Source organism: Sphingobacterium alkalisoli (genome assembly GCF_005049105.1).
Taxonomy (GTDB): Bacteria; Bacteroidota; Bacteroidia; order Sphingobacteriales; family Sphingobacteriaceae; genus Sphingobacterium; species Sphingobacterium alkalisoli.
In genome coordinates this window covers 210,900-233,677 of sequence record NZ_SUKA01000005.1, presented here as the reverse complement: position 1 = coordinate 233,677, position 22,778 = coordinate 210,900, and the positions used below count along the sequence as shown (strand labels likewise).

Below are 22,778 nucleotides of genomic sequence, written 5' to 3'. Positions count from 1 at the left end.
GATCGTGAAAAGATGGCTTTTATATGTATTGATTTTAAATGTGAATTATAACAAAAAGGCAATCCATGTGGATTGCCTTTTGTTATAATATAAAATATTATTATCCCAGTACCTCTCTCACCCTGGCTATTTGATGATCAACCAATTTTTGTAAAGGACCAGAAGCCATCATCTTCATCATCATGTTTAATTGCGCTTCAATCACAAAGGTAGCTTTTGTTTCCGATGAAGATATTTCTTCTACTCGCCATGATAATTTGACTTCAAATGGGGCTTCTTCTGAAGGCACACAAATGATTTCCTTGTTCTCGACACGTTGATTAATCTTAAGCGACAACTTAGCCATATTTTTAATGGTAAAACGAGCTTCATCCACCGTCGAGGTCCAGTTGTATATATTATCTGGCATCAGCTGCTCATGATTGTTCAAATCTGCTAAAAAAGAATACACTTCAGAAATAGCTTTGTTGATTACAGTATGATTTTGAATGACTGTCATGATTATTTTCTTCGGTTACACATTTGGTTCCCAACTTGCAGGATCTTTACGCCATTGTTCTAACATTTCCACGTCACTTTCCAGTATATAGCTTTTGTCTACAGCCACTTTAATTAACGACTCATATGTACAAAGACTGAACAAAGGACATTTCGCTGCTGTAAAATTATTTACGGCCTCATCAAATCCATAGGTAAAGATAGAAATCAGACCGACAACATTGCAACCTGCTTCACGCAATGCCTTCACCGCGATCAAAGAACTTTTGCCTGTAGATACCAAGTCCTCTATTACCACAACACGTTGTCCACTTACCACCTCTCCTTCGATAAGATTTTGACGTCCATGATCCTTCGCACTGCTACGCACATATGTAAAAGGAAGGCCTAAATCCTGAGCGACCAATACTCCTTGTGGGATACCAGCTGTAGCTACTCCAGAGATCATTTCTACGCTCCCGAATTCTTCCTGAATACGTTCAGACAGCTTCTGACGGATATATGTACGGATAGCGGGATGTGATAGTGCGACGCGGTTATCACAGTAAATTGGAGACCTCCAACCCGAAGCCCATGTAAAAGGACTTTTAGGTTGCAATTTTATTGCTTTAATTTGCAATAAGGATTCAGCAACTTTTTGTTCAACCTCATTAAAATTATTCATGGCGCAAATTTATAAAATTTATATGAACGAAAGTCTGCTTATTTTAGCAGATTTTACACCGAAAATCAAGGATGGTATCCAAACTATTGGATTACAAGAGATTGACTTAGAAAAACTTTTCAACAACAGTACAAAGAACAATATTGTCACTTATTTGTATATACACCCAGAAATAGAAAATGTTTTTAAATTAATCTCCAGTAAACTTAAAATTATTAAAGCTGCGGGCGGTATCGTAAAAAATGGCGAAGGCCATTATCTATTCATTCACCGTCTAGGAAAATGGGATTTGCCCAAAGGAAAGGTCGAAGATAATGAAAAGATGCGTGATGCGGCCGTCCGTGAAGTGGAGGAAGAGTGTGGAATTGAGATTCACTATCTTGGAAAAAAAGCTATCACAACATACCACGTCTATCTGATGCGTGGCAAACCGGTTTTAAAACAAACCAACTGGTACGAAATGGGCGTTAATAAAATTCCAAAATTGACCCCCCAACTTGAAGAAGACATTGACCGGGCAGAATGGTTATCCAAAAAAGACTTAACTCAGGTAAAAGAAAATACCTATCCCCTCATTCTTGCAATAGTAAATGATAAAATTTTAAAATAAGAAAAGCCCTGAGGTAATTCAGGGCTTTCTTCTACAACATATAACCACTAACTATTTGAACTTTCTTCTTTAGAATCGACAGATTTTTCAGTCTTTCTATGCATAGGTCTCTCACGGTCCTTGCGACCTTTAAAATGTCGATCACGTTTGTGTATACGATCCCCATCGCGCTTTACTAGACGCTCTTTCATTACTTTTTGTTGATCTTCTGTCAATAAACTTTTAAATCTATCACGATCAGCTTTCATTTCGTTTTTCAGGGCAATACGTTCCTTCTTTCGTGTTTCAGATCGTTGCTTCAGCTTTTTCGCTTGATCGAGATTATACGCGTATACTTCTTGGCGCTGCTTATCGGTAAATTTTAATTCCTTATCCAACCGCTCTGTACGGATTTTCGCAATGTCTTCGGCCGATTTACTTACCACATGCTCTCTCAATGATTTACCACCTCTACGATCTGTACGCGTATTATCTGACTTGTCCTGTGCAAAGGATGCAACACTCAATCCTGTAAACAATACTGCTAATGTCAATATCTTTTTCATAGTCATCTCAGTTAAATTGTAAATAATATTTTAATAACCTTTATTGTATTTATAGATACAATTCGAAGGAAACAGTTTAATGTTCTTATTGTTAAATTTAGTTAAGGCTTTGGGCAAGATATGTGAGTTGGTGGTATCACTAACTAATAATGACTATTTAAAGTTAGTACAAGAGTCTATAAAACAAAAAATGCTTTCGTTTTGAAAAGCATATGTAAATTGTGTTAAGTTTTTAAAGAACATTAACGTATGGTTAACGTTTCTCTTATTTCCTGATCTTCTTCTTTGATCGGGTCAATGAAACCTACATTTGTAACGTAGTATAAAAATGGATTTCTCTCCAACACTGTTTTTTTCTCTTTCTTTTTTCTAATCATATATTTTTTATTGTTCTTCCTAAAGTAGTCAATTATCAAGCCAAATCCAAATATTGTTTCAGATAGATCTCTATTCAAATAGATTAATGACATTTAAAGATCATAAAACGAAGGACCGAATCAATGAAATCCGGTCCTTTATTTATTGCGGGGTAAATTCCTCTTATATTACAATATTAATAATCTTACCCTTCACAAAAATAAGCTTTTTCACAGCTTTGCCGTCTAAATAACGTTGAACATCGGCGTTACTGATAACAATCTCTTCGACAGCTTTCGCATCTAGATCCAAGGCCAATGGTAGGTTCATTTTCATTTTACCATTTATCGACACAGGATATGCAAATTGGGATTCTATTAAATATTCCGGATTGAATGTAGGATAGATAGCGTAAGAAATCGTTCCAACTTCATTACCTAGCAATGCCCAAAGTTCTTCTGCTATATGTGGCGCGTAAGGTTCTAGTACGATAATCAAATCTTGCAGGATTTGACGTTTATTGCATTTTAGCTCTGTGAGTTCATTTACACAGATCATGAAGGCGGAGACAGAAGTATTGAAAGAGAATCGTTCGATATCATCTTCCACTTTTTTAATAATTTTGTGTAACGCTTTATATTCGGCCTTTGTAGGCTCCTCATCTGAAACATTGAAATTACCTTGGGCATCATGAAACAACCGCCACACTTTACGCAGGAATTTATATACTCCTTCGATACCATTTGTATTCCAAGGCTTTGCCTGCTCTAAAGGACCTAAGAACATTTCGTACAAACGTAATGTATCCGCACCGTATGTTTCGATAATATCATCTGGATTAACAACATTGAATTTAGATTTAGACATCTTCTCCACTTCAGTTCCACAGATGTATTTACCATTCTCCAGAATAAATTCGGCATCCGCAAAATCAGGGCGGAATGTTTTGAATCTTTCCGTATCCAATACATCATTGTATACTATGTTTACGTCTACATGCAAGGGAACGGTATTATATTGGTCTTTCAATCCTAATGAAACAAATTGATTCGTTCCTTTTCCTTCATTGTCCAAAACACGGTATACAAAGTTCGAACGACCTTGGATCATACCTTGGTTAATTAGCTTTTTGAAGGGTTCTTCCTCTTGATGAAAACCTAAATCTTTCAATACCTTATTCCAAAAGCGCGAGTACAACAAGTGTCCCGTAGCATGCTCAGAACCACCGATATACAAATCAACGGCCTTCCAATAATCAACGGCCTGTTTGGAAACGAATATATCTTGATTTTGAGAATCCATATAGCGGAACCAATACCAGGAAGAGCCTGCCCAACCCGGCATTGTACTTAACTCGTATTCATATTGATCTTGATATTTCCATCCTTCAGCACGTCCAAGAGGTGGTTCCCCTGTTTCTGTTGGTAAATATTTATCTACTTCAGGCAGCAATAAAGGCAGCTCCTTCTCCTCTATTAAATATGGTATTCCATTCTTAAAGTATACCGGAACAGGTTCTCCCCAATAACGCTGCCGTCCGAAAATCGCATCGCGCATCCGAAAATTAACTTTTGCCTTTCCCAATTTCAGCGCTTCTAGTTTCGCAACTAATGCGGGGACGGCTTCCTGATAGGTCATTCCATTGATGAAGTCAGAATTGATATATCTCCCTTCCTTATTTGGGTCGGCCTGTTCTTCAATATTTTGCGAATCAGAGATCGGAATAATCGGCAAATTAAAATGTTTAGCAAAGACATAATCACGTTGATCTCCCGAGGGAACTGCCATCACAGCACCTGTTCCGTATCCTGCCAAAACATAATCCGCTATCCAGATTTGAACCTCTTCACCGGTAATCGGATGTTTCGCATAGGAACCTGTAAATACCCCTGATACGGTTTTTGTATCTGCCATACGGTCGAGTTCCGATTTTTTTGCTGTTTTTTCGATATAAGCTGTCACAGCCGAACGTTGTTCATCCGTACTTAACGCTTCGACTAACTCGTGTTCGGGCGCCAAAACAACAAAAGAAACACCAAAGAGTGTATCTACACGCGTGGTGAACACCTCGATTTCCGAATTCACTTGCGGAAGCGGAAACTTGACAGAAGCCCCCACCGATTTGCCAATCCAATTACGTTGCATCTCTACTAATGGTTCAGGCCAATCCACACTGTCCAGACCGCTCAACAAGCGATCTGCATATGCGGTAATACGCATAGACCATTGCATCATTTTCTTTTGCTCGACAGGATAACCGCCCCGCTCGGAAACACCGTTTATAACCTCATCATTCGCCAACACCGTACCTAAGGCCGCACACCAGTTCACCGTACTTTCGCGTAAGTAAGCCAAGCGATATTTCAGCAGTTCTCTCTGTTGCTCTTCTTCTGAAAATACTTTCCAGTCCGCAGCAGAAAAGACGGAGGTATCTTCATCTGATTCTGCATGAATACCTTGAGAACCGGAATTATTAAACTTATCAATTAATGTATCTATGGATTCTGCTTTGTCAACATCCTTATTATACCAGGAATTAAACAATTGCATGAAAATCCATTGTGTCCACTTATAATAATCGGGGTTGGACGTCCGTACTTCACGTGACCAATCGTAAGAGAAACCAATATTATCCAATTGTTCACGGTAACGGTTTATATTTGCCGCTGTCGTTATGGCGGGATGTTGACCTGTTTGTATTGCGTATTGTTCGGCTGGTAAACCAAATGAATCGTAGCCCATTGGATGCAACACATTGAATCCTTTTAATCGCTTATATCTGGAAAAAATATCAGATGCTATATAACCCAGCGGATGACCAACATGCAAACCAGCTCCCGAAGGATAGGGAAACATATCCAAAACATAATATTTCGGCTTGTCAGTCGATTCAGCTGTTTTGAATGTTTGATTTTCGGCCCAAAATTGTTGCCACTTTTGTTCAATTGATCTGTGATTGTATTCCATCTTCCTAAGTAAGAATTGTATAAGAGTTGCGAAATTAGCGATTTTAAGACAAAAACAGTATAAAAGTTTTTTATTATAGACAATAAATTCGGATATTCGTTGTTAAAACTTGAGAGGTATCAAACATTTCTATTGAACTTTATTAAGTTTCAAATTGAAGAATTACATTTAATATTCAAAAAATCATCTTTATTAATTACTTTCGCATCAAATATATTTAAAGCTTTATGTCAGTAATAGAACAAGGCTCACCGCGTAAAAAAACAAAATCTGTATATATTTCCACTGTGATTAGCATTGCACTGGTTTTATTAATGACTGGTCTACTAGGACTTATACTTGTACACGCAAAAAACTTATCCAAATACGTAAAAGAAAATATCGTCTTAAATGTTATCGTAAACGATAATGTGAACGAGGGTGATGTACTTTCTTTGCAAAAAGATTTTGAAAAAGATCCTTATGTATTGCGCACCGAATACGTGAGTAAAGAGTTGGCCGCCAAGAACCTTAAGGAAGATTTAGGCGAAGATTTTGTAGAATATCTTGGACACAATCCACTTTTACATTCAGTAGACATTTATATGAAGGAACAATACGCTAATACAGACAGTATTCAACCTTTCATAGAAAAAATATCAAAAAGCAGCCGCGTTAAAGAGGTCGTATATCAAGAGTCTCTAATTGACATGGTTAATAAGAATATTCGAATAATCGGAATTGTAGTCCTTGCTTTTACAGTAATATTATTAATCATTGCAATAGCCTTGATTAATAATACTATTCGGTTAGCTATTTATTCCCAACGTTTTTTAATAAAAAGCATGCAGCTAATAGGTGCTACAAAAAATTTCATCCGCAAACCCTACATCCTATATGGAATTATCCACGGTCTTATCGGAGCACTGATTTCGATCTTATTGTTGATTTTCACATTACAATTTGCTCAAAAACAGATTCCTGAATTAGTTTTTTTACGCAATTGGTATGAGTTTGGTGCGATCTTTCTGATCGTCGTTATATTAGGAATATTAATTTCGGGTCTAAGCACCTATTTTGCAGTGACGAAATACTTACGCGCCAAATCACATAGTTTGTACCGTTAACTTCTATTAAAAATTGAAAATGGCTTTAAAAAACACAATACCTAGTAATGAAAAGAAATACGCCGGATTTGTATTTCAAAAGATTAACTATATTTTATTTTTGACTAGTATCCTGATCGTTGCGCTAGGCTTTCTACTCATGATGGGAACGGAGGATATCTATAGCTTTACGAAAATTACTTTGGCTCCTTTGGTTGTTATTATCGGATTTGCAGTAGGATTTGTCGCAATCTTATACAAAAAAAAGAATAAAGACATTTAAAAGATGAGCTATTTAGAGGCTATTATTTTAGCCATTATTGAAGGATTAACAGAGTTTTTACCTGTGTCTTCTACGGGCCATATGATCATAGGTACGGCTTTAATGGGCTTAGAACCCTCAGCTTTTGTGAAGCTATTCACCATATTCATCCAATTGGGAACGATACTCTCCGTACTTTTATTGTATTGGAAGCGCTTTTTTAAGTCATTGGATTTTTACTATAAATTGATTGTAGCGGGTATTCCCGCCTCTATTTTAGGTTTTATATTCAATGATGTGATTGATTCGTTATTGGAAAGTCCACTAATGGTGGCCGTAATGCTGGTTGTAGGGGGAGTTATTCTGCTCTTTGTGGATAAATGGTTCAACAAACCGGAAATTGCGAATTCAGATAACATTTCGTTCAGGCAGGCGTTCATTATTGGTTGTTATCAATGCCTAGCATTGGTCCCCGGTACGTCGAGGTCTGCAAGCACCATTATTGGGGGGATGACACAAAAATTAACACGTAAAGCGGCAGCGGAGTTTTCTTTTTTCCTGGCAATACCTATGATGCTCGGGGCATCGCTTGTAAAACTATACGGCTTTTTTAAAGATGGTAATACAATTAGTAATGAGGAAATCAGCCTGCTTATTGTTGGAAATATAGTGGGTTTTATCGTGGCCGTTGTTGCAATTAAAACTTTTATTGATATTTTAACAAAATATGGTTTCAAAGCTTTTGGATGGTATAGAATTGTGCTGGGATTAATTATTATAGTTATGCTGCTTAGCGGACATAGCTTGCAAATGATTTAATGGAAAACATTCAAGAACACACACACACTTTCTCCTTTGCGGAGGGAGAGGTATTATTAGTCGATAAGCCATTGACTTGGACAAGCTTCGACGTAGTAGGTAAATTGCGGAATACCATGAAACCCCTTAAATTAAAAGTAGGTCATGCAGGTACGCTGGATCCTTTAGCAACAGGATTATTAATTATCTGCACGGGAAAATTCACCAAAAAGATAGATTCATTTCAAGCAGAAGGCAAAGAATATATCGGTACAATTACGTTAGGAGCTACTACTCCTTCATATGATCTAGAAACGGAGATTGATCAAACATTTGATACTGAACATCTGACGGAGGATGAGATACAAAAAGTGGCGCAGTCCTTTATCGGTGAGCTAGATCAATTTCCACCGGCCCATTCGGCAATTAAAATTAATGGAGAACGTGTGTACGAAAAAGCACGACGTGGAGAAGATGTCGAACTCAAATCTCGCAAGGTATCTGTACAAGAATTTAAGATTGAAAAAATTGAACTTCCTTTGGTTTTTTTCAAGATTAAGTGTTCAAAAGGAACTTATATACGCTCTATCGCTCATGATTTTGGAAAAGCGTTACATAATGGCGCACATCTTTCTTCTTTGCGTCGCACCATGAGCGGAGAATTTCATGTAGATAATGCTTGGAATTTGGAAGATTTAATTCAGACTATAAGATCACAAAAAGCATCTTAATTGAAAAAAAATCATTATAAATGAAACCTGTATAACTTGCTGTCCCAAAAAAGGACATAAAGACAACTCATCTTCATCATCTTAAAAAGCAAACTATTCTAATGAAAATATATAGGAATCTTGAAGAATTCAATACCTTAGAAAACGCAATCGTGACTATAGGTACCTTTGATGGGGTTCATGTTGGGCACCAGAAGATTTTAAAACAATTGGTAGATTGTGCGAGAGAGAACAATGGAGAATCCGTTCTTTTGACGTTTTTCCCCCATCCAAGATTAATCATTAACCCTGACGATGAGGCTTTAAAGCTCATTAACGATATTGAGGAAAAGACGCACCGCCTTGCCCTTGCTGGATTAGATCATTTGATTATTACTCCTTTTACACGAGATTTTTCCAATCAAAATGCTGAAGAATATATTCGAAATGTATTGGTAGGAAAATTAGGTACAAAAAAAATCATCATTGGCTACGACCACCATTTTGGAAAGAATAGAACCGGTTCTATTAAAGATCTAGTCCACTTTTCCGAAATATTTGATTTCGGTGTAGATCAAATTCCTGAACAGGATATTGATGATGTCGCCGTATCCTCTACCCGTATTCGTGAAGCACTTATTAAAGGGGATGTGGATACAGCTAATAAATACCTTGGATATTCGTTTGAATTGACCGGTACCATTGTAAGGGGCGACCAAATTGGCCGGCAGATTGGCTTTCCAACAGCAAATCTACACGTGCATGAAAGTCATAAACTTATTCCTGCTTACGGTATTTATGCTGTCGAAGTAGAAATTTACCCTAAGGTTCCCTCAATAGACTCCGGCGATTATATACACCCGGAACCCATTTCCTTGGCAAAAGGTATGTGCTACATAGGTACCAGGCCTACTGTAGACGGTATGAACCGAAAAATTGAGGTAAATCTCTTGGATTTTAAGGACGATCTATATTCAAAAACACTACGTCTTAAATTCTTACATTTTGTACGCCACGACGAGCGATTTGACAATTTAGAAGATCTTCAAATTCAGATTAAAAAAGATGAAGATGCAATTAGAAGTTACTTTGGAGCAAGCTACTAAGAGCAAAATCAACTATCTTGTTCATTTTATTATGAGCACTAAATAAGATCAAATAAATCTTTTACCCCTAATAATTTTCTCGCTGTAAATCCCTCTCCATATTTTGCTTGTATATTCCGTCCAAGCTCTCGAGCTCTCCCTCTTGTATATTCTATAAAATCCGGATTCGAGATATATGTCTGTGGACCATCATCGTCAGATGATGCGTTGAACTGCGTTTTGTAAGCTAAAATCGATTGTTCTTTGATATCCCAATAATCGGATATATCTAAGATTACATGGGGTTGAATATATTTATCTTGAATAAGCTGCAACTGTAATCGTGGCCTAAAAGCCTCTTGTATCACGTCGTCTAATTTTGTTTCCACACGCCGAAGACCTGACAAAAATACAGCATCGCTAACCAATTTACTGGCTCTACCATGATCAGGATGACGATCATCCCAAGCATTTGTGATAATTATTTCTGGGCGATATTTGCGTATTACACGAATGATAGCTAATTGAGAAATTTCTTCATTTGAGAAAAACCCATCTCGTAATCCCAAATTCTCTCGAACCTCAACGCCTAAAATTGCAGCTGCTGCGCTAGCTTCGTTTGCTCGTGTCTCCGCCGAACCTCTCGTTCCCAATTCTCCACGGGTAAGGTCTATAATACCTACTTTTTTTCCCTCTGCCACAGATTTAGCGATTGTACCTCCAGCACCCAATTCAGCATCATCAGGATGTACTGTCATCACCATCAAGTCTAATGTCATGTTACTAAATTTTGTACAAAGGTACGGAATTTCGACAATTTACTGAGAAAGTAAATGTTCAATATGATTCTGTATTTTGGTGGAAAGTGGAGGCGTAAACGAGTAGTAATAATTTACAACTTCCCCATTTTTATTAATTAAATACTTGTGAAAGTTCCAAAAAGGTCTCACATTTACATTTCCATTTAATTCCTTTGTCTGTAGGAATTTATATAATGGATGAACATAATCCCCTTTTACATGTATGCGTTTGAAAACAGGAAAAGAGATTTGTTGGTTCAGGCGGCAGTATGTTTCTAGATTGAGTCCCGTTCGAGGTTCCTGATTCAGAAAATCATTGGAAGGAAATGCTAATATCTCAAATCCTTGATCCTTGTACTTAAGGTAAAGTTTTTCAAGCGTTTTAAATTGATTTCTAAAATAACATTTACTCGCGGTATTGACAATAAGTACTACTTTTCCCGTATATTCATGTAAGGATTTTTCATTACCAGAGAACTCAAGAACTTTATAATCGTAAATCGTCTTCATCTGTATGCTATTGATATGGATTATTGATCGGTCTCACACGTTCATATTCGCGGATTATATTTTCTATTTCAAAATCTTCTTTTGGATCAAAAGTTGTCTTTAAATTGTGACCGAATACACGGGCGACTCCCTGGTAAACAAAGGCAGTCACTCCCCCTTTCATATCTCTCACTAAATCATAACTGGTGTTACCGGTTTGTCTTTCTACTAACTTAATCAAAATTTTACCCTGAGAAATAGACAAGTTTTTTACTTCCGAATTTATTTTCTGCTTGATCTCGTCTTCGCAGGCCTTTATTAATCTTCTTTCTTCTTTCTTTGAATTAGTTAAAGCGAGATCCCTATCCAACTTCTCATATCTTTTTTGTGCGTAAATTGCATATGGAAGGACGCGTAAGACATTTCTTTTTAGTCGAAAATAGTTTTGACGTTGTGCTTCATTTTTCCAAATCCGGTTTGCTATAATCACAACTTCCTCAATCGGAAACCACGGAATGACTTCACCAGATTCCAATTTTGTAGTGGTGAAAAAGTCGACCGTTTCGGGTGTTCCTGCTCCATAATGAGGCATAGTCAAAGCCTGCCCATAGCTATCTGAACCGAAAGCCAAATAACCAATTAAAAGTAGTGCATACAAGCATTTTTTCATTAGAATAAATGTTATTTTTATAGCAATAAAACTTGTCTGTCCTTCCCTGGAGGAGGGGCACAAGCTGTCTCATTATTTTTTTTATTCTTGTTTACTCTCGACGACGTTCAAGCTCACTTCACTCCGTTATTTTTGAGCAGACGTCCATGAAGATTTCAAGTACAAAACAGCAAAAACTCCTTTTAAATTAAACTAAAATTTCTTAACTTTATTTGTTTAATAATAAGCTCCAAAAGCTTATCTTCAAACCATCAAATAAAATTAGTAAAATTCACCGATATTACGAAGAAAAGAAAATAGTTTTTATGGAAGAATATGTGATTGATATTGAGGCGGAAAACAAAGAAATTCGTAAAAGATATAGAGCTTTATTAAGGGCCTGCAAACCCACGCTACAAAAGGGGGATAAGCAAGAGATTAGAAAGGCTTTCGACTTAGCACTCGAAAGCCACAAAGAAATGCGTAGAAAATCCGGTGAACCTTACATATACCATCCTATTGCTGTAGCCCAAATTGCGGCGGAGGAGATTGGTTTAGGGACTACTTCTATCGTATGTTCATTATTGCATGACGTGGTGGAAGACACCAGCATGACGCTCCGCGACATAGAAGATCAATTCGGGAAAAAAGTAGCCAGAATTATCGATGGCTTAACTAAAATTGCTGGCGTATTTGATCCCAATAGTTCTATTCAGGCGGAAAACTTCCGCAAAATGCTCTTGACCCTAGCTGATGACGTGCGCGTAATTCTCATCAAGCTTGCTGACCGTTTACATAATATGCGCACAATGGAGTTTATGGCCCGGCACAAGCAACTGAAGATTGCTTCAGAGACAAGCTACCTATACGCTCCACTCGCTCATCGACTGGGGCTTTATGCAATTAAGTCGGAGCTGGAAGACTTATCCATGAAATATACGGATCCAGATACGTATAAATTCATAGCAAAGAAATTAAATGAGAAGAAAGCGGAAAGAGAAAAATTTGTGACTGATTTTATTGCTCCCGTGAAGGAAATATTGGTAGAACAGGGCATTACTGCAGATGTTTTCGGCAGGCCAAAGTCTATTCATTCTATCTGGAACAAAATGCGAAAAAAATCGATCCCCTTTGAGGAAGTATATGATTTATTTGCTATTCGCGTTATTATAAATACCGATATTGATAAAGAAAAAACGGAGTGTTGGAAAGTTTATTCCATCATTACGGATCTATATCGCCCTAATCCGGATCGTTTGCGCGACTGGGTATCTTCTCCAAAAGGAAATGGATATGAATCCTTGCATACTACGGTAATGGGACCTAGAGGGCAATGGGTAGAGGTACAAATCCGCACGCGGAGAATGAATGAAATTGCTGAAAAAGGGTTTGCCGCGCACTGGAAATACAAAGAATCTAATTCAGATAATGGACTAGATCAGTGGATTCAAAAAGTAAGAGATGTCTTGGGTAATCCTGAACCAAATGCAATGGACTTTTTGGATGATTTTCGCATGAACCTCTTCTCCGACGAAATATTCATCTTCACCCCAAAAGGTACGTTAATACAGTTACCTAATGGGGCCACTGCCCTAGACTTTGCTTTCGAGATACACTCCGATATTGGCGCGACATGTATTGGGGCTAAAGTGAATCATAAATTAGTCCCACTAAGCCATCCTTTACAAAATGGCGATCAGGTAGAAATTATCACTTCTAATAAACAAACACCGAAAGAAGATTGGTTAAATTTTGTTATTACAGCAAAAGCGAAAGGTAAGATCAGATCATCCCTCAAGGAAGAAAAACGACGTGTAGCGGAAGAAGGGAAAGAGATATTAGAACGAAAATTAAAATCTTTAAAAATCACTTATAATACAGATAACATTAATAAAATTGCTAATTACTTCAAATTTCCTAGCTCTCAAGAGTTGTTTTATAATGTAGCAAAGAGTATAATTGACATTAAAAACTTGAGAGAATATGTGGCTAATGAGAAGTTACCTGAGACGACCACTAATCAATTCGCATCTCATATTTCTGGCTTAGTTGAAAAAATAAACAAGAAAGATGTCGACACAATCTTAATCGGCGATGATTATCAAAAAATAGATTACACCCTAGCACCTTGTTGTAACCCCATCCCCGGTGACGACATTTTTGGATTTCTAACTGTTAATGATGGTATCAAAATCCATCGGACATCATGTCCGAATGCATCCAAACTAATGGCTAATTACGGGTACCGTATATTGAAGGCAAAATGGGCGTCGTCGCAACATGATACAGCATTTTTGACAGGCATACGAATCATTGGAATAGATGATGTAGGCCTCGTCAATCAGCTTACTACCGTTATTTCTCAGGAATTTAAAGTCAATATTCGCTCTTTATCCATATCGAGTAACGAGGGTATATTTGAAGGAAATATTATGGTACATGTCAATAACACTGAACAGTTAGACAATTTGATTAAACATTTGAAACAAGTAACAGGAATTACGAGTGTAACACGTTACGAATCTGAAAATTAATCATTTAAATATCAGATTTCATATTAATGCAAAAAATAGAGTATAAATTGGTAAATTTGTGTGGGAGTAATAAAAACTATGAATCAAGCTGAAAATTACGGAACAGTCAAAAAAATTTTTGAAGCTTACTTAGAAAACAAAAATTTAAGAAAGACTCCAGAGCGTTACGCTATTTTGGAAGAGATTTATTCAAGAACGGATCACTTCGATGTGGAGTCTTTGTATATCCACATGAAAAATAAAAAATATCGTGTGAGCCGAGCCACTGTCTACAACACGCTAGAACTTCTAGTATCTTGTGACCTTGTCACCAAACATCAGTTTGGTCGAAATATGGCTCAATTTGAGAAATCTTATGGATATAAACAGCACGATCACATTATCTGTATAGAATGTAATAAAGTAGTGGAATTTTGTGACCCGCGTATTCATCAAATCCAAAGCATGATGGGTGAACTACTTAAGTTTGACATCAAACATCACTCATTAAATTTATATGGCGTATGTGAAGATTGTAGAAATAAGGAAGTACAAGCTAATCTTAAAATCCAAGAGGCAGTAATTTGAAGTTAATTTCCAATCAAATATTTAATATATAATCTCAACTTTATTTTAAGAGTGGAGTAATGCTGGGCTGACAAACTAATGCAGTTCAATCGACACCCCTCCCTAACGTTCGTTTAAAAGAATGAACTTATGCGAGACGTTCTTGAATGCAAAATAGTAAACACATTATAAAAGATAAATTGCGACTATATTCCACCTGATTATAATTGCATATAAAAGCAAATTTATCTAAGTTTGTTCGGAAATTGGAAATCCAAATTCCGAACATTTTATTTTTATTAAAAACGGAAATATACATTCAATATTAATTTCAATATAAAAAACTATGCAAGTTGATGTGCTATTGGGCCTACAATGGGGCGACGAGGGTAAAGGAAAAATCGTAGACGTTTTTTGTCCAAAATACGATTTAATTGCTCGCTTCCAAGGCGGTCCTAATGCCGGACATACATTGGAGTTTGACAACAAAAAGTTTGTGTTGAACACGATTCCGTCAGGAATTTTCAACGAGGGAATCCTAAATCTAATCGGTAATGGTGTTGTAATTGACCCTATTATTCTAAAAAGAGAACTAGATAACTTGAAAACTGCTGGTTTCGACCCGGTTGGTAAAGGCAATCTAGTACTTGCGCGTAAGGCACATTTGATCTTACCTACTCATCAATTATTAGATGCTGCATCCGAATCCAGAATGGGTGCAGGCAAGATTGGTTCTACGTTAAAAGGCATCGGACCTACCTATATGGATAAAACCGGTCGTAATGGCCTACGTGTCGGTGACACAACACTCCCTGACTTCCAAGAACGTTATGAAAAATTAAAAGAAAAGCATCTTTCAATTCTCGCTCACTATGGTGAGATTCCTGATTTTTCGGAAAAAGAAATAGCCTTCTTAAATGCCATTAACTTTATTAAATCCATTCCACATGTGGATGCGGAACATTTAGTGAATAAATATCTAAAAGAAGGAAAAAAAGTATTGGCAGAAGGTGCTCAGGGTACACTATTAGATGTTGATTTTGGCTCCTACCCTTTTGTAACCTCTTCAAATACGACTACTGCAGGAGCTTGCACAGGATTGGGGATTGCTCCAAATAAAATTGGGCAGGTATACGGAATCTTCAAAGCTTACGCTACACGGGTCGGTGGCGGTCCATTTCCTACCGAATTGGATGATGAAACTGGAGAAAGACTTCGTCAATTGGGGCACGAATTCGGAGCAACAACTGGACGCGCACGCCGTACTGGTTGGATTGACATCCCAGCTTTGAAGTATGCGATCATGCTCAATGGTGTAACGGAATTAATCATGATGAAAGCAGATGTATTAGATACATTTGACAAAATCTACGCCTGTACCCATTATAAGTACAACGGCGAGATAATAGATTACATGCCCTATGAGATCATAACGCACACAGCCGAACCAATTCTAGAAGAGATCGAAGGCTGGAGTCAAGATTTAACAGGCATTCGTAGCAAAGACGAAATTCCGGCTGCATTAGCAAATTACATAGTATACTTAGAAAAAGCGCTAGAAGTTCCTATCAAATATTTGTCTGTAGGTCCGGACCGGATTCAAACTATAGAACTCTAAATAGTAATATGGCTAAAGCCACGTATGAGGTAAACAGAAATATTTTTCAAGCTAAGGCACTAGAGTGGGCACAACAGTTTGAACAGGTATGTTTTCTTCAATCTAATGACTACAAGGATGAATATGCATCAATAGATGCTTTACTCGCTCTAGACGCATCCGAAATATTCGAAAGTGATGGCCATGCTACTTTTGAGAAATTAAAATTGTTTAAAGCCAAGCATCCTAATAATTGGATGTTTGGCTTTTTTGGCTATGATCTCAAAAATGAGATTGAACCACTAATCAGCTCCTTTCCCAATCCGGTAGGCTTTGCGGATGCGTATTTCTTTATTCCAAAAATTCTTATCAAATTTATCGGTACGTCTATTGAAATAGAAAGTGAGAACCCTTTTCAAATATACGATTTGATCAATCAATATTCTTTTAAAGAAATTAGTATTGATTTGAAAAAGAAAGTAAAAAAGAGGTTTTCAAAGGAAGCTTATTTTGACGCTTTTCATAAGATGATGGACCATATCAAACGGGGGGATATTTACGAAGTAAATTTATGTCAAGAATTTTATATCGAAAATATTGATTTAAATCCGTTAGCCGTTTACATTAGGCTCAATTCCATTTCTCCTACCCCCTTTTCTACGTTTTTCAAATCCAATAACAAATATATTTTGTCGGCTTCGCCAGAACGATTTTTGGCTAAGAGAGGTGATATATTAATATCTCAACCCATAAAAGGCACTGCACGCCGTGGGAACACACCCCAAGAAGATCAGGAAATAATCCATACATTGAAAAACAATCCGAAAGAAATAGCTGAAAATGTAATGATAGTGGATCTCGTACGCAATGACCTAACACGCAGCGCATTGCCGGGCACTGTAGCGGCAGAAAAGAGACCTCAGGTGCATACTTTTAAGCAGGTTCATCAATTGATCTCAACTATTACTTGCAAAATCGACCATTCGAAATCTGATATTGATGTAATTAAAGATACTTTTCCCGCCGGATCCATGACGGGGGCTCCCAAAATCAGTGCCATGCGATTATGTGAACAATACGAAATAAGCCGTAGAGGGGTATACGCGGGTACTGTTGGTTATTTCTCATCTGATGGCGATTTTGATTTTAATGTCGTTATACGCACCATTCTGTATAACAAAAGTTCCAAGTATCTTTCCTTTCACACTGGCGGAGCTTTGACCATAGAAGCAGATCCAGAAAATGAATATAACGAATGTGAACTGAAAGCCAGCGCTATCTTAAAAACCCTGAATACTGAGTTGGAATAAGCTGTAACATATTTTTCCCTTTCTTAGGGAGTTCACTTTTGGAAGAATCCTTCTTAAATACTACATTTACGTAAATAAACAACTTTATGGCATTAAATTACGTTTGGGTAAGCTTCTTTATTATATCTTTTGTTGTCGCATTGATAAAACTTATATTTTTTGGTGATACGGAGATTTTCTCAGCGGTTGTTAATGGTATCTTTGATAGTGCGAAAACAGGTGCAGAATTATCAATAGGACTCATTGGTATTATGACTTTTTGGCTAGGTATTATGAAGGTTGGAGAACAGGCTGGTATGATTACGTTATTTGCAAAAGGAGTAAGCCCTTTCTTCAGTAAATTATTTCCCGGGATTCCGAAAAGCCATCCAGCAAATGGTTCTATTATCATGAACTTTTCCGCTAATATGTTGGGATTAGATAACGCGGCGACACCGCTAGGTCTGAAAGCGATGAAGGAAATGCATGAAATTAACCCCGAAAAAGATACGGCTACCAATGCCCAAATTATGTTTTTGGTATTAAATACGGCCGGCATCACCTTGATACCAACTTCCGTTATCGCCTTACGGATGGCAGCGGGTGCTGAAAATCCAGCAGATATATTCATCCCATCTCTCATGGGTACATTTATATCCTTTGTATCTGGCATGATAGCAGTAGCGGCTTACCAAAAAATAAATCTTCTAAAGCTTCCCATAATTGTTTTTCTAGGATTCTTCATCGGATTGATGTGTCTACTTTACTTTGGACTTAACGGATTACCGCCAGAAGAAATTCAAAAAATAACAGGCTTAATTGGAGGCTTGCTTATATTTTCCATAATAGTATTGTTTATTGCGTATGCAGCAGCAAAGAAGATAAATGTGTATGACTCTTTTATTGAAGGAGCCAAAGAAGGCTTTAAAACCTCCGTAATGATTATTCCTTTTCTGATAGCTATTCTGGTGGCAATTTCTGCTTTTAGAACAACGGGATGTATGGATTACATAGTAAATGGTATTGCTTCAGTAGCTACTTATTTCGGCCTGGACACGCGGTTTGTACCCGCTCTACCGGTTGGATTCATGAAAACGCTCAGCGGTGGGGGTGCCCGAGGACTCATGATTGACGTTATGGATACCTACGGGGTAGACTCTTTTCAAGGGAGACTGGCTAGTGTTATTCAAGGATCTTCAGAAACCACCTTTTATGTACTAGCTGTCTATTTTGGTTCCGTAGGTATCAAAAACACAAAATATGCGCTGACATGTGGCTTAATAGCTGATTTAGTGGGATTAATAGCAGCAATATTTTTAGCATATATATTCTTCGGTTAAATCAACTCAAATCTATAAAAAAGGGAACGGAGATCTCACATCAACCATAGAAAAAACAGAGCGATAGCGAGCTCATTCATACATGTAAAAAGCTAAAACTTATCAATAAATAAAGATAGATGAAGACAATTGCACTGATTGCCCACGACGGTAAAAAAGCGGAAATGGTGGGTTTTGTAAAAGACCATATCGAATATCTACGTAAAGCAAAGCTCGTCGCAACAGGTACGACTGGATCTTATATCCAGCAAACTGGCCTTCCTGTTGAGCTCAAATTAAGCGGCCCTAAAGGTGGTGATGCGCAAATAGCTGCTTTAGCTGCTGAAGGAAAAATTGATGGTATAATATTTTTCAGAGACCCATTAGGCAAGCATCCACACGAACCGGATATTCAGATGTTGATGCGAATCTGTGATCTGTACAATGTACCTCTAGCCACCAATCCGGGTACAGGTTCATTAATAATCGAAGGCCTTTTAGAAGATAATTTATAATAGCAAAATGACGAAAGATGTTATCGTTACCATCGGGAAAGAAAAATATACTACGGAGATCAATTTTGATAAGCACATTATAATAGTTGACGAACCCGAAGAACTGGGTGGTAAAGATAGAGGTTTCTCACCTACCCCACTGCTGCTATCTTCTCTAGGAACCTGTAAAGCCATGACAATGCGTATGTATGCGGATCGAAAAAATTGGCCATTGGAGAAGGTGGAAGTACGGTTGTCATCAGAAGTAAAAAAAAGTGAACAACAACAAACGACATTCATTCGCTGTCACATCATTATTTCGGGTGATTTGACACTCGAGCAAAAACAGCGTATTTATAGAATAGCTGACAAATGTCCCATTCACAAAATACTTACCAACCCCATTATTATAGAGAGTAATATGATTTAATTTTGAGAATTTTCACATAGACAGCGTATATTTAACAAAAATTTAATATCAACGCATATTTTCATGACACTTATCAGCGAGCAAACTTTCAGTAGCCCTTATCAAACTTTCGAAAGAGAAGAGTGGAAGAGCCTGAATGGGCATTTTAATCATACCCTAATTGCTCAGGATATTGATCAATTACACGCGTTAAATGAGCCGCTGAATATACAGGAGATCGAAGAGATATATTTCCCTTTGGCTCATCTCTTAGAGCTTCACATAAATAACTATGCGGCGCTCCGTGACAACAATAATAGTTTTTTCCAGCGGACTCAACAAAAATTACCTTTCATCATTGGGATCGCTGGTTCTGTAGCAGTGGGAAAAAGTACAACTGCCCGTGTATTAAAAAAAGTATTATCGTTATTACCAAGTAAACCTAAGGTGGAATTGGTAACTACTGATGGTTTTTTGTACCCCAATAATGTTCTTATTGAACGAAACATATTGAATAGAAAAGGTTTTCCAGAAAGTTATGATACGAAAAGTCTGTTAAATTTTCTCTCATCCATAAAATCAGGAAAAAAGACTGTTACTGTACCTGTGTACTCGCACATGGAATATGATATACAAGAGCATAAAAAACAAAAAATACAAAATCCCGACATTCTGATTGTAGAAGGAATAAATGTGCTGCAAGTCAATTCGCAGCGGGTGCAAGGTCCTGGAGTATTCGTTTCTGACTTTTTTGATTACGCCATTTATGTAGATGCGGCAGAAAAAGATATTGTCAATTGGTATATCAGCCGGTTTGAATCCTTACGCACAACAGCTTTCCAAGATCCTTCATCCTATTTTCACAAGTACGCCAATTTATCTCAAGAAAAAAGTATCCAAATGGCCAATCATATTTGGAACGAGATCAATCGCCCAAATCTTCGGGATAATATTTTGCCAACTAAGTATCGTGCGGATCTAATTTTAGAAAAGAGCTCTCGACACTTTGTGAAAACAATTAAAGTCAGGAAGATTTAATTAACGCTTTTTCAAAAATAAGAATTTGCCTCAAAAGCTCATTTTCCAATTGTTTATGTAAACGGTTACTACTGGTTACAGCGTGTAATTCTATTTTATAACGAACAAAATCCTTCCCTATTTCCTCAACATTCAATATAATATCGCTTTCTTTGGCTAAATTTGGATGATTCAATACTACTGCCTGTATTTCATTTTCCAATTTATCTATTTCGGTAGCAGCATGTAGCGGTAGTTCAAATTTTACCGCAAACAAATTAGACCGATGAGCAGATAAATTAACGGTAGGATTGGAAAAAACTAGATTGTTGGGTACCATGACAATATCATCCTCCTCATTCTGCACTATGATATTTGCAAAAGTAATATCCATTATTCTCCCCTTATGATCTCCTATTTTGATACGGTCGCCTACAGAAAGCTGCTCGGAGAACATAATGAATAATCCACTTATCAGATTCGTAATGTAATCGCGGAATAATACTGCTATCGCCATCGCAACAATGGTCAGACTGGTGATAAATTCAACAGGATTTATGCCTAATGCAATCATAATTGCTATTATCGCAAACACTGCATTTAGGATAGCAGTAAGCCGATTTATTCCCAAAACAAAATTACCTCTTACTGCCTTGTTCGCATGTTGTGCATTATATAGTGCAATCACAACAAAACGGGAAACAGATAGTAATATACTGGGAATCAAAAAGCTATTTAAACCTTTGATGACCTGAAGCCATTTATTTTCATTAATTTGATTCTCAAACTGCAAATAAAAACCTACTAACAGGATCCCCGCGACAATTTTCAAAATAAAAGAGACCGGTATTTTATTCTTATTTTCTTTCTCTAACATACAATAAACATAATATACTAAACTAACAAATTATTTAGAATGCTGCTTATGAATTTCTAATTATTCACTTAAACTTAGCTAAATTTAAGTTTATTATATCATGAATATCTGTAATACGCGCGCGATTTTTCTACAGTATCGAGCAATTCATTTTATGGTGAATATTTTAAAATAGACAAAAATACACTAACTTAGCTTGCTTAAAGTGAACGAGTTTTTATATGGAAACAACATTTGATTTTGAAAAACCAATTGCAGATTTGCAAACACAGATAGAAAAAGTACAGCAGGTAGCCGAGAAAACGAAAGTGGACATGAGTGCAACCGTACGTGAGCTAGAAGAAAAATTAGAAATTACACAACACGAGATATACAATAACATGACTGGATGGCAAAAGGTTCAGATGTCACGGCATGCAGAACGTCCTCAAACCTTCGATTACATCGAAATGATCTGTGACGACTTTGTGGAATTACACGGCGATCGTACAGTTAAAGATGATAAAGCAATAGTAGGTGGCTTCGCTTCTATAGGTGGTCACTCTGTCATGGTAATCGGTCATCAAAAAGGGAAAAATACGAAAGAAAGGCAATACCGTAACTTTGGTATGGCAAATCCGGAGGGATACCGTAAAGCATTGCGCTTGATGAAAATGGCTGAAAAGTTTAATAAACCAGTAGTCACGCTTATCGATACAATGGGAGCCTATCCAGGTATAGAAGCGGAAGAAAGAGGCCAAGGAGAAGCAATTGCGCGAAACCTGCTAGAAATGTCTGTATTAAAAGTTCCCGTAATCTGTATCGTAATTGGTGAAGGAGCTTCTGGTGGAGCTTTAGGGATCGGTATCGGTGATCGAGTTTACATGATGGATAACACTTGGTATTCTGTGATTTCTCCAGAATCCTGTTCTTCTATTTTGTATCGTAGTTGGGATCAAAAGGAGAAAGCTGCTGAATCTTTAAAACTTACCGCAAAAGATATGCTGGGTAATGGATTAATTGATGGTATCATTGCTGAACCTTTAGGTGGGGCACATCAAAACCCACTAGTTGCCGCTCAAAATGTGAAAGATAGAATTTTAAGCGATTTAAGTATTCTCAAAGCTAAAGATCCCAATACATTAGTTGCCGATCGTATTGACAAATTCAGCAAAATGGGCGTGGTGAACGAATAGGT

General features: G+C 37.2%; 23 protein-coding genes. 15 read left to right on the top strand and 8 right to left on the bottom strand.

The window, feature by feature from the left end:
• Positions 1-100: 100 nt before the first annotated feature.
• Together FAZ19_RS16725 and pyrE are read right to left on the bottom strand one after the other, a co-directional pair.
• Complete coding sequence (locus tag FAZ19_RS16725) at positions 101-499, bottom strand: SRPBCC family protein (RefSeq protein WP_136821894.1); 399 nt, start codon at positions 497-499, stop codon at positions 101-103.
• 15 nt (positions 500-514) lie between these two features.
• Positions 515-1,162: an orotate phosphoribosyltransferase gene (gene pyrE, locus FAZ19_RS16720; protein WP_136821893.1), complete on the bottom strand. Its 648-nt coding sequence runs from the start codon at positions 1,160-1,162 to the stop codon at positions 515-517.
• Between pyrE and FAZ19_RS16715 the strand changes: the two genes are divergently transcribed.
• A complete protein-coding gene (locus tag FAZ19_RS16715) occupies positions 1,161-1,772 on the top strand; it encodes an NUDIX hydrolase (RefSeq protein WP_136821892.1) in 612 nt (203 codons plus the stop codon). The two genes, pyrE and FAZ19_RS16715, sit on opposite strands and share 2 nt — an antisense overlap.
• A 47-nt stretch (positions 1,773-1,819) precedes the next feature.
• Here FAZ19_RS16715 and FAZ19_RS16710 read toward each other — a convergent pair whose 3' ends face one another.
• Positions 1,820-2,317 (bottom strand): hypothetical protein, encoded by a 498-nt coding sequence (locus FAZ19_RS16710; RefSeq protein ID WP_136821891.1) that lies wholly within the window; start codon positions 2,315-2,317, stop codon positions 1,820-1,822.
• 540 nt (positions 2,318-2,857) lie between these two features.
• Positions 2,858-5,641 carry a leucine--tRNA ligase gene (gene leuS, locus FAZ19_RS16705; protein WP_136821890.1) on the bottom strand — a complete coding sequence of 928 codons (2,784 nt, stop codon included), beginning with the start codon at positions 5,639-5,641 and terminating at the stop codon, positions 2,858-2,860.
• 227 nt (positions 5,642-5,868) lie between these two features.
• Here leuS and FAZ19_RS16700 point away from each other — a divergent pair, with 227 nt between their 5' ends.
• From FAZ19_RS16700 to FAZ19_RS16680, 5 genes are all read left to right on the top strand, one after another.
• Entirely contained in the window at positions 5,869-6,747 is an 879-nt protein-coding gene (locus FAZ19_RS16700) for a cell division protein FtsX (protein ID WP_136821889.1), read from the top strand.
• Positions 6,748-6,766: 19 nt separating this feature from the next.
• The gene (locus FAZ19_RS16695; RefSeq protein WP_136821888.1) at positions 6,767-7,009 is read left to right on the top strand and encodes a DUF3098 domain-containing protein; all 243 of its coding nucleotides are present in this window, start codon (positions 6,767-6,769) and stop codon (positions 7,007-7,009) included.
• A 3-nt stretch (positions 7,010-7,012) separates the two neighbouring features.
• Positions 7,013-7,807, top strand: a complete 795-nt coding sequence (locus FAZ19_RS16690) for an undecaprenyl-diphosphate phosphatase (RefSeq protein WP_136821887.1) — start codon at positions 7,013-7,015, stop codon at positions 7,805-7,807.
• Positions 7,807-8,517 carry a tRNA pseudouridine(55) synthase TruB gene (truB, locus tag FAZ19_RS16685; RefSeq protein ID WP_136821886.1) on the top strand — a complete coding sequence of 237 codons (711 nt, stop codon included), beginning with the start codon at positions 7,807-7,809 and terminating at the stop codon, positions 8,515-8,517. The genes FAZ19_RS16690 and truB overlap by 1 nt, the downstream gene beginning before the upstream one ends.
• Positions 8,518-8,618: 101 nt before the next feature.
• Positions 8,619-9,602 (top strand): bifunctional riboflavin kinase/FAD synthetase, encoded by a 984-nt coding sequence (locus tag FAZ19_RS16680; protein WP_136821885.1) that lies wholly within the window; start codon positions 8,619-8,621, stop codon positions 9,600-9,602.
• 38 nt (positions 9,603-9,640) lie between these two features.
• Here the strand turns inward: FAZ19_RS16680 and bshB1 are convergent, their stop codons facing one another.
• Genes bshB1 through FAZ19_RS16665 form a run of 3 tightly spaced genes read right to left on the bottom strand, consistent with a single transcriptional unit; the run spans position 9,641 to position 11,540 of the window.
• Positions 9,641-10,360 carry a bacillithiol biosynthesis deacetylase BshB1 gene (bshB1, locus tag FAZ19_RS16675; RefSeq protein WP_136821884.1) on the bottom strand — a complete coding sequence of 240 codons (720 nt, stop codon included), beginning with the start codon at positions 10,358-10,360 and terminating at the stop codon, positions 9,641-9,643.
• A 39-nt stretch (positions 10,361-10,399) separates the two neighbouring features.
• On the bottom strand, positions 10,400-10,891 hold the full coding sequence (locus FAZ19_RS16670; RefSeq protein WP_136821883.1) for a glutathione peroxidase: 492 nt from the start codon (positions 10,889-10,891) through the stop codon (positions 10,400-10,402).
• Between the two features lie 7 nt (positions 10,892-10,898).
• Entirely contained in the window at positions 10,899-11,540 is a 642-nt protein-coding gene (locus FAZ19_RS16665; RefSeq protein WP_136821882.1) for a DUF4294 domain-containing protein, read from the bottom strand.
• 305 nt (positions 11,541-11,845) lie between these two features.
• Here FAZ19_RS16665 and FAZ19_RS16660 point away from each other — a divergent pair, with 305 nt between their 5' ends.
• From FAZ19_RS16660 to coaA, 8 genes are all read left to right on the top strand, one after another.
• Entirely contained in the window at positions 11,846-14,053 is a 2,208-nt protein-coding gene (locus FAZ19_RS16660; RefSeq protein WP_136821881.1) for a RelA/SpoT family protein, read from the top strand.
• Positions 14,054-14,131: 78 nt separating this feature from the next.
• On the top strand, positions 14,132-14,620 hold the full coding sequence (locus FAZ19_RS16655; protein WP_136821880.1) for a Fur family transcriptional regulator: 489 nt from the start codon (positions 14,132-14,134) through the stop codon (positions 14,618-14,620).
• A gap of 325 nt (positions 14,621-14,945) precedes the next feature.
• Positions 14,946-16,217 (top strand): adenylosuccinate synthase, encoded by a 1,272-nt coding sequence (locus FAZ19_RS16650; protein ID WP_136821879.1) that lies wholly within the window; start codon positions 14,946-14,948, stop codon positions 16,215-16,217.
• Positions 16,218-16,225: 8 nt separating this feature from the next.
• Positions 16,226-17,506: an anthranilate synthase component I family protein gene (locus FAZ19_RS16645; RefSeq protein WP_136821878.1), complete on the top strand. Its 1,281-nt coding sequence runs from the start codon at positions 16,226-16,228 to the stop codon at positions 17,504-17,506.
• 86 nt (positions 17,507-17,592) lie between these two features.
• On the top strand, positions 17,593-18,825 hold the full coding sequence (locus FAZ19_RS16640) for a nucleoside recognition domain-containing protein (RefSeq protein WP_136821877.1): 1,233 nt from the start codon (positions 17,593-17,595) through the stop codon (positions 18,823-18,825).
• 119 nt (positions 18,826-18,944) lie between these two features.
• Entirely contained in the window at positions 18,945-19,319 is a 375-nt protein-coding gene (locus FAZ19_RS16635; protein WP_136821876.1) for a methylglyoxal synthase, read from the top strand.
• A gap of 7 nt (positions 19,320-19,326) precedes the next feature.
• Entirely contained in the window at positions 19,327-19,728 is a 402-nt protein-coding gene (locus FAZ19_RS16630) for an OsmC family protein (RefSeq protein ID WP_136821875.1), read from the top strand.
• 63 nt (positions 19,729-19,791) lie between these two features.
• A complete protein-coding gene (gene coaA / locus FAZ19_RS16625; RefSeq protein WP_136821874.1) occupies positions 19,792-20,745 on the top strand; it encodes a type I pantothenate kinase in 954 nt (317 codons plus the stop codon).
• On the opposite strand, the gene FAZ19_RS16620 is transcribed toward coaA, so the two are convergent.
• On the bottom strand, positions 20,732-21,601 hold the full coding sequence (locus FAZ19_RS16620) for a mechanosensitive ion channel family protein (RefSeq protein ID WP_136821873.1): 870 nt from the start codon (positions 21,599-21,601) through the stop codon (positions 20,732-20,734). The two genes, coaA and FAZ19_RS16620, sit on opposite strands and share 14 nt — an antisense overlap.
• A 221-nt stretch (positions 21,602-21,822) precedes the next feature.
• Between FAZ19_RS16620 and FAZ19_RS16615 the strand changes: the two genes are divergently transcribed.
• The gene (locus tag FAZ19_RS16615) at positions 21,823-22,776 is read left to right on the top strand and encodes an acetyl-CoA carboxylase carboxyltransferase subunit alpha (RefSeq protein WP_136821872.1); all 954 of its coding nucleotides are present in this window, start codon (positions 21,823-21,825) and stop codon (positions 22,774-22,776) included.
• The last annotated feature ends 2 nt before the right edge of the window (positions 22,777-22,778 follow it).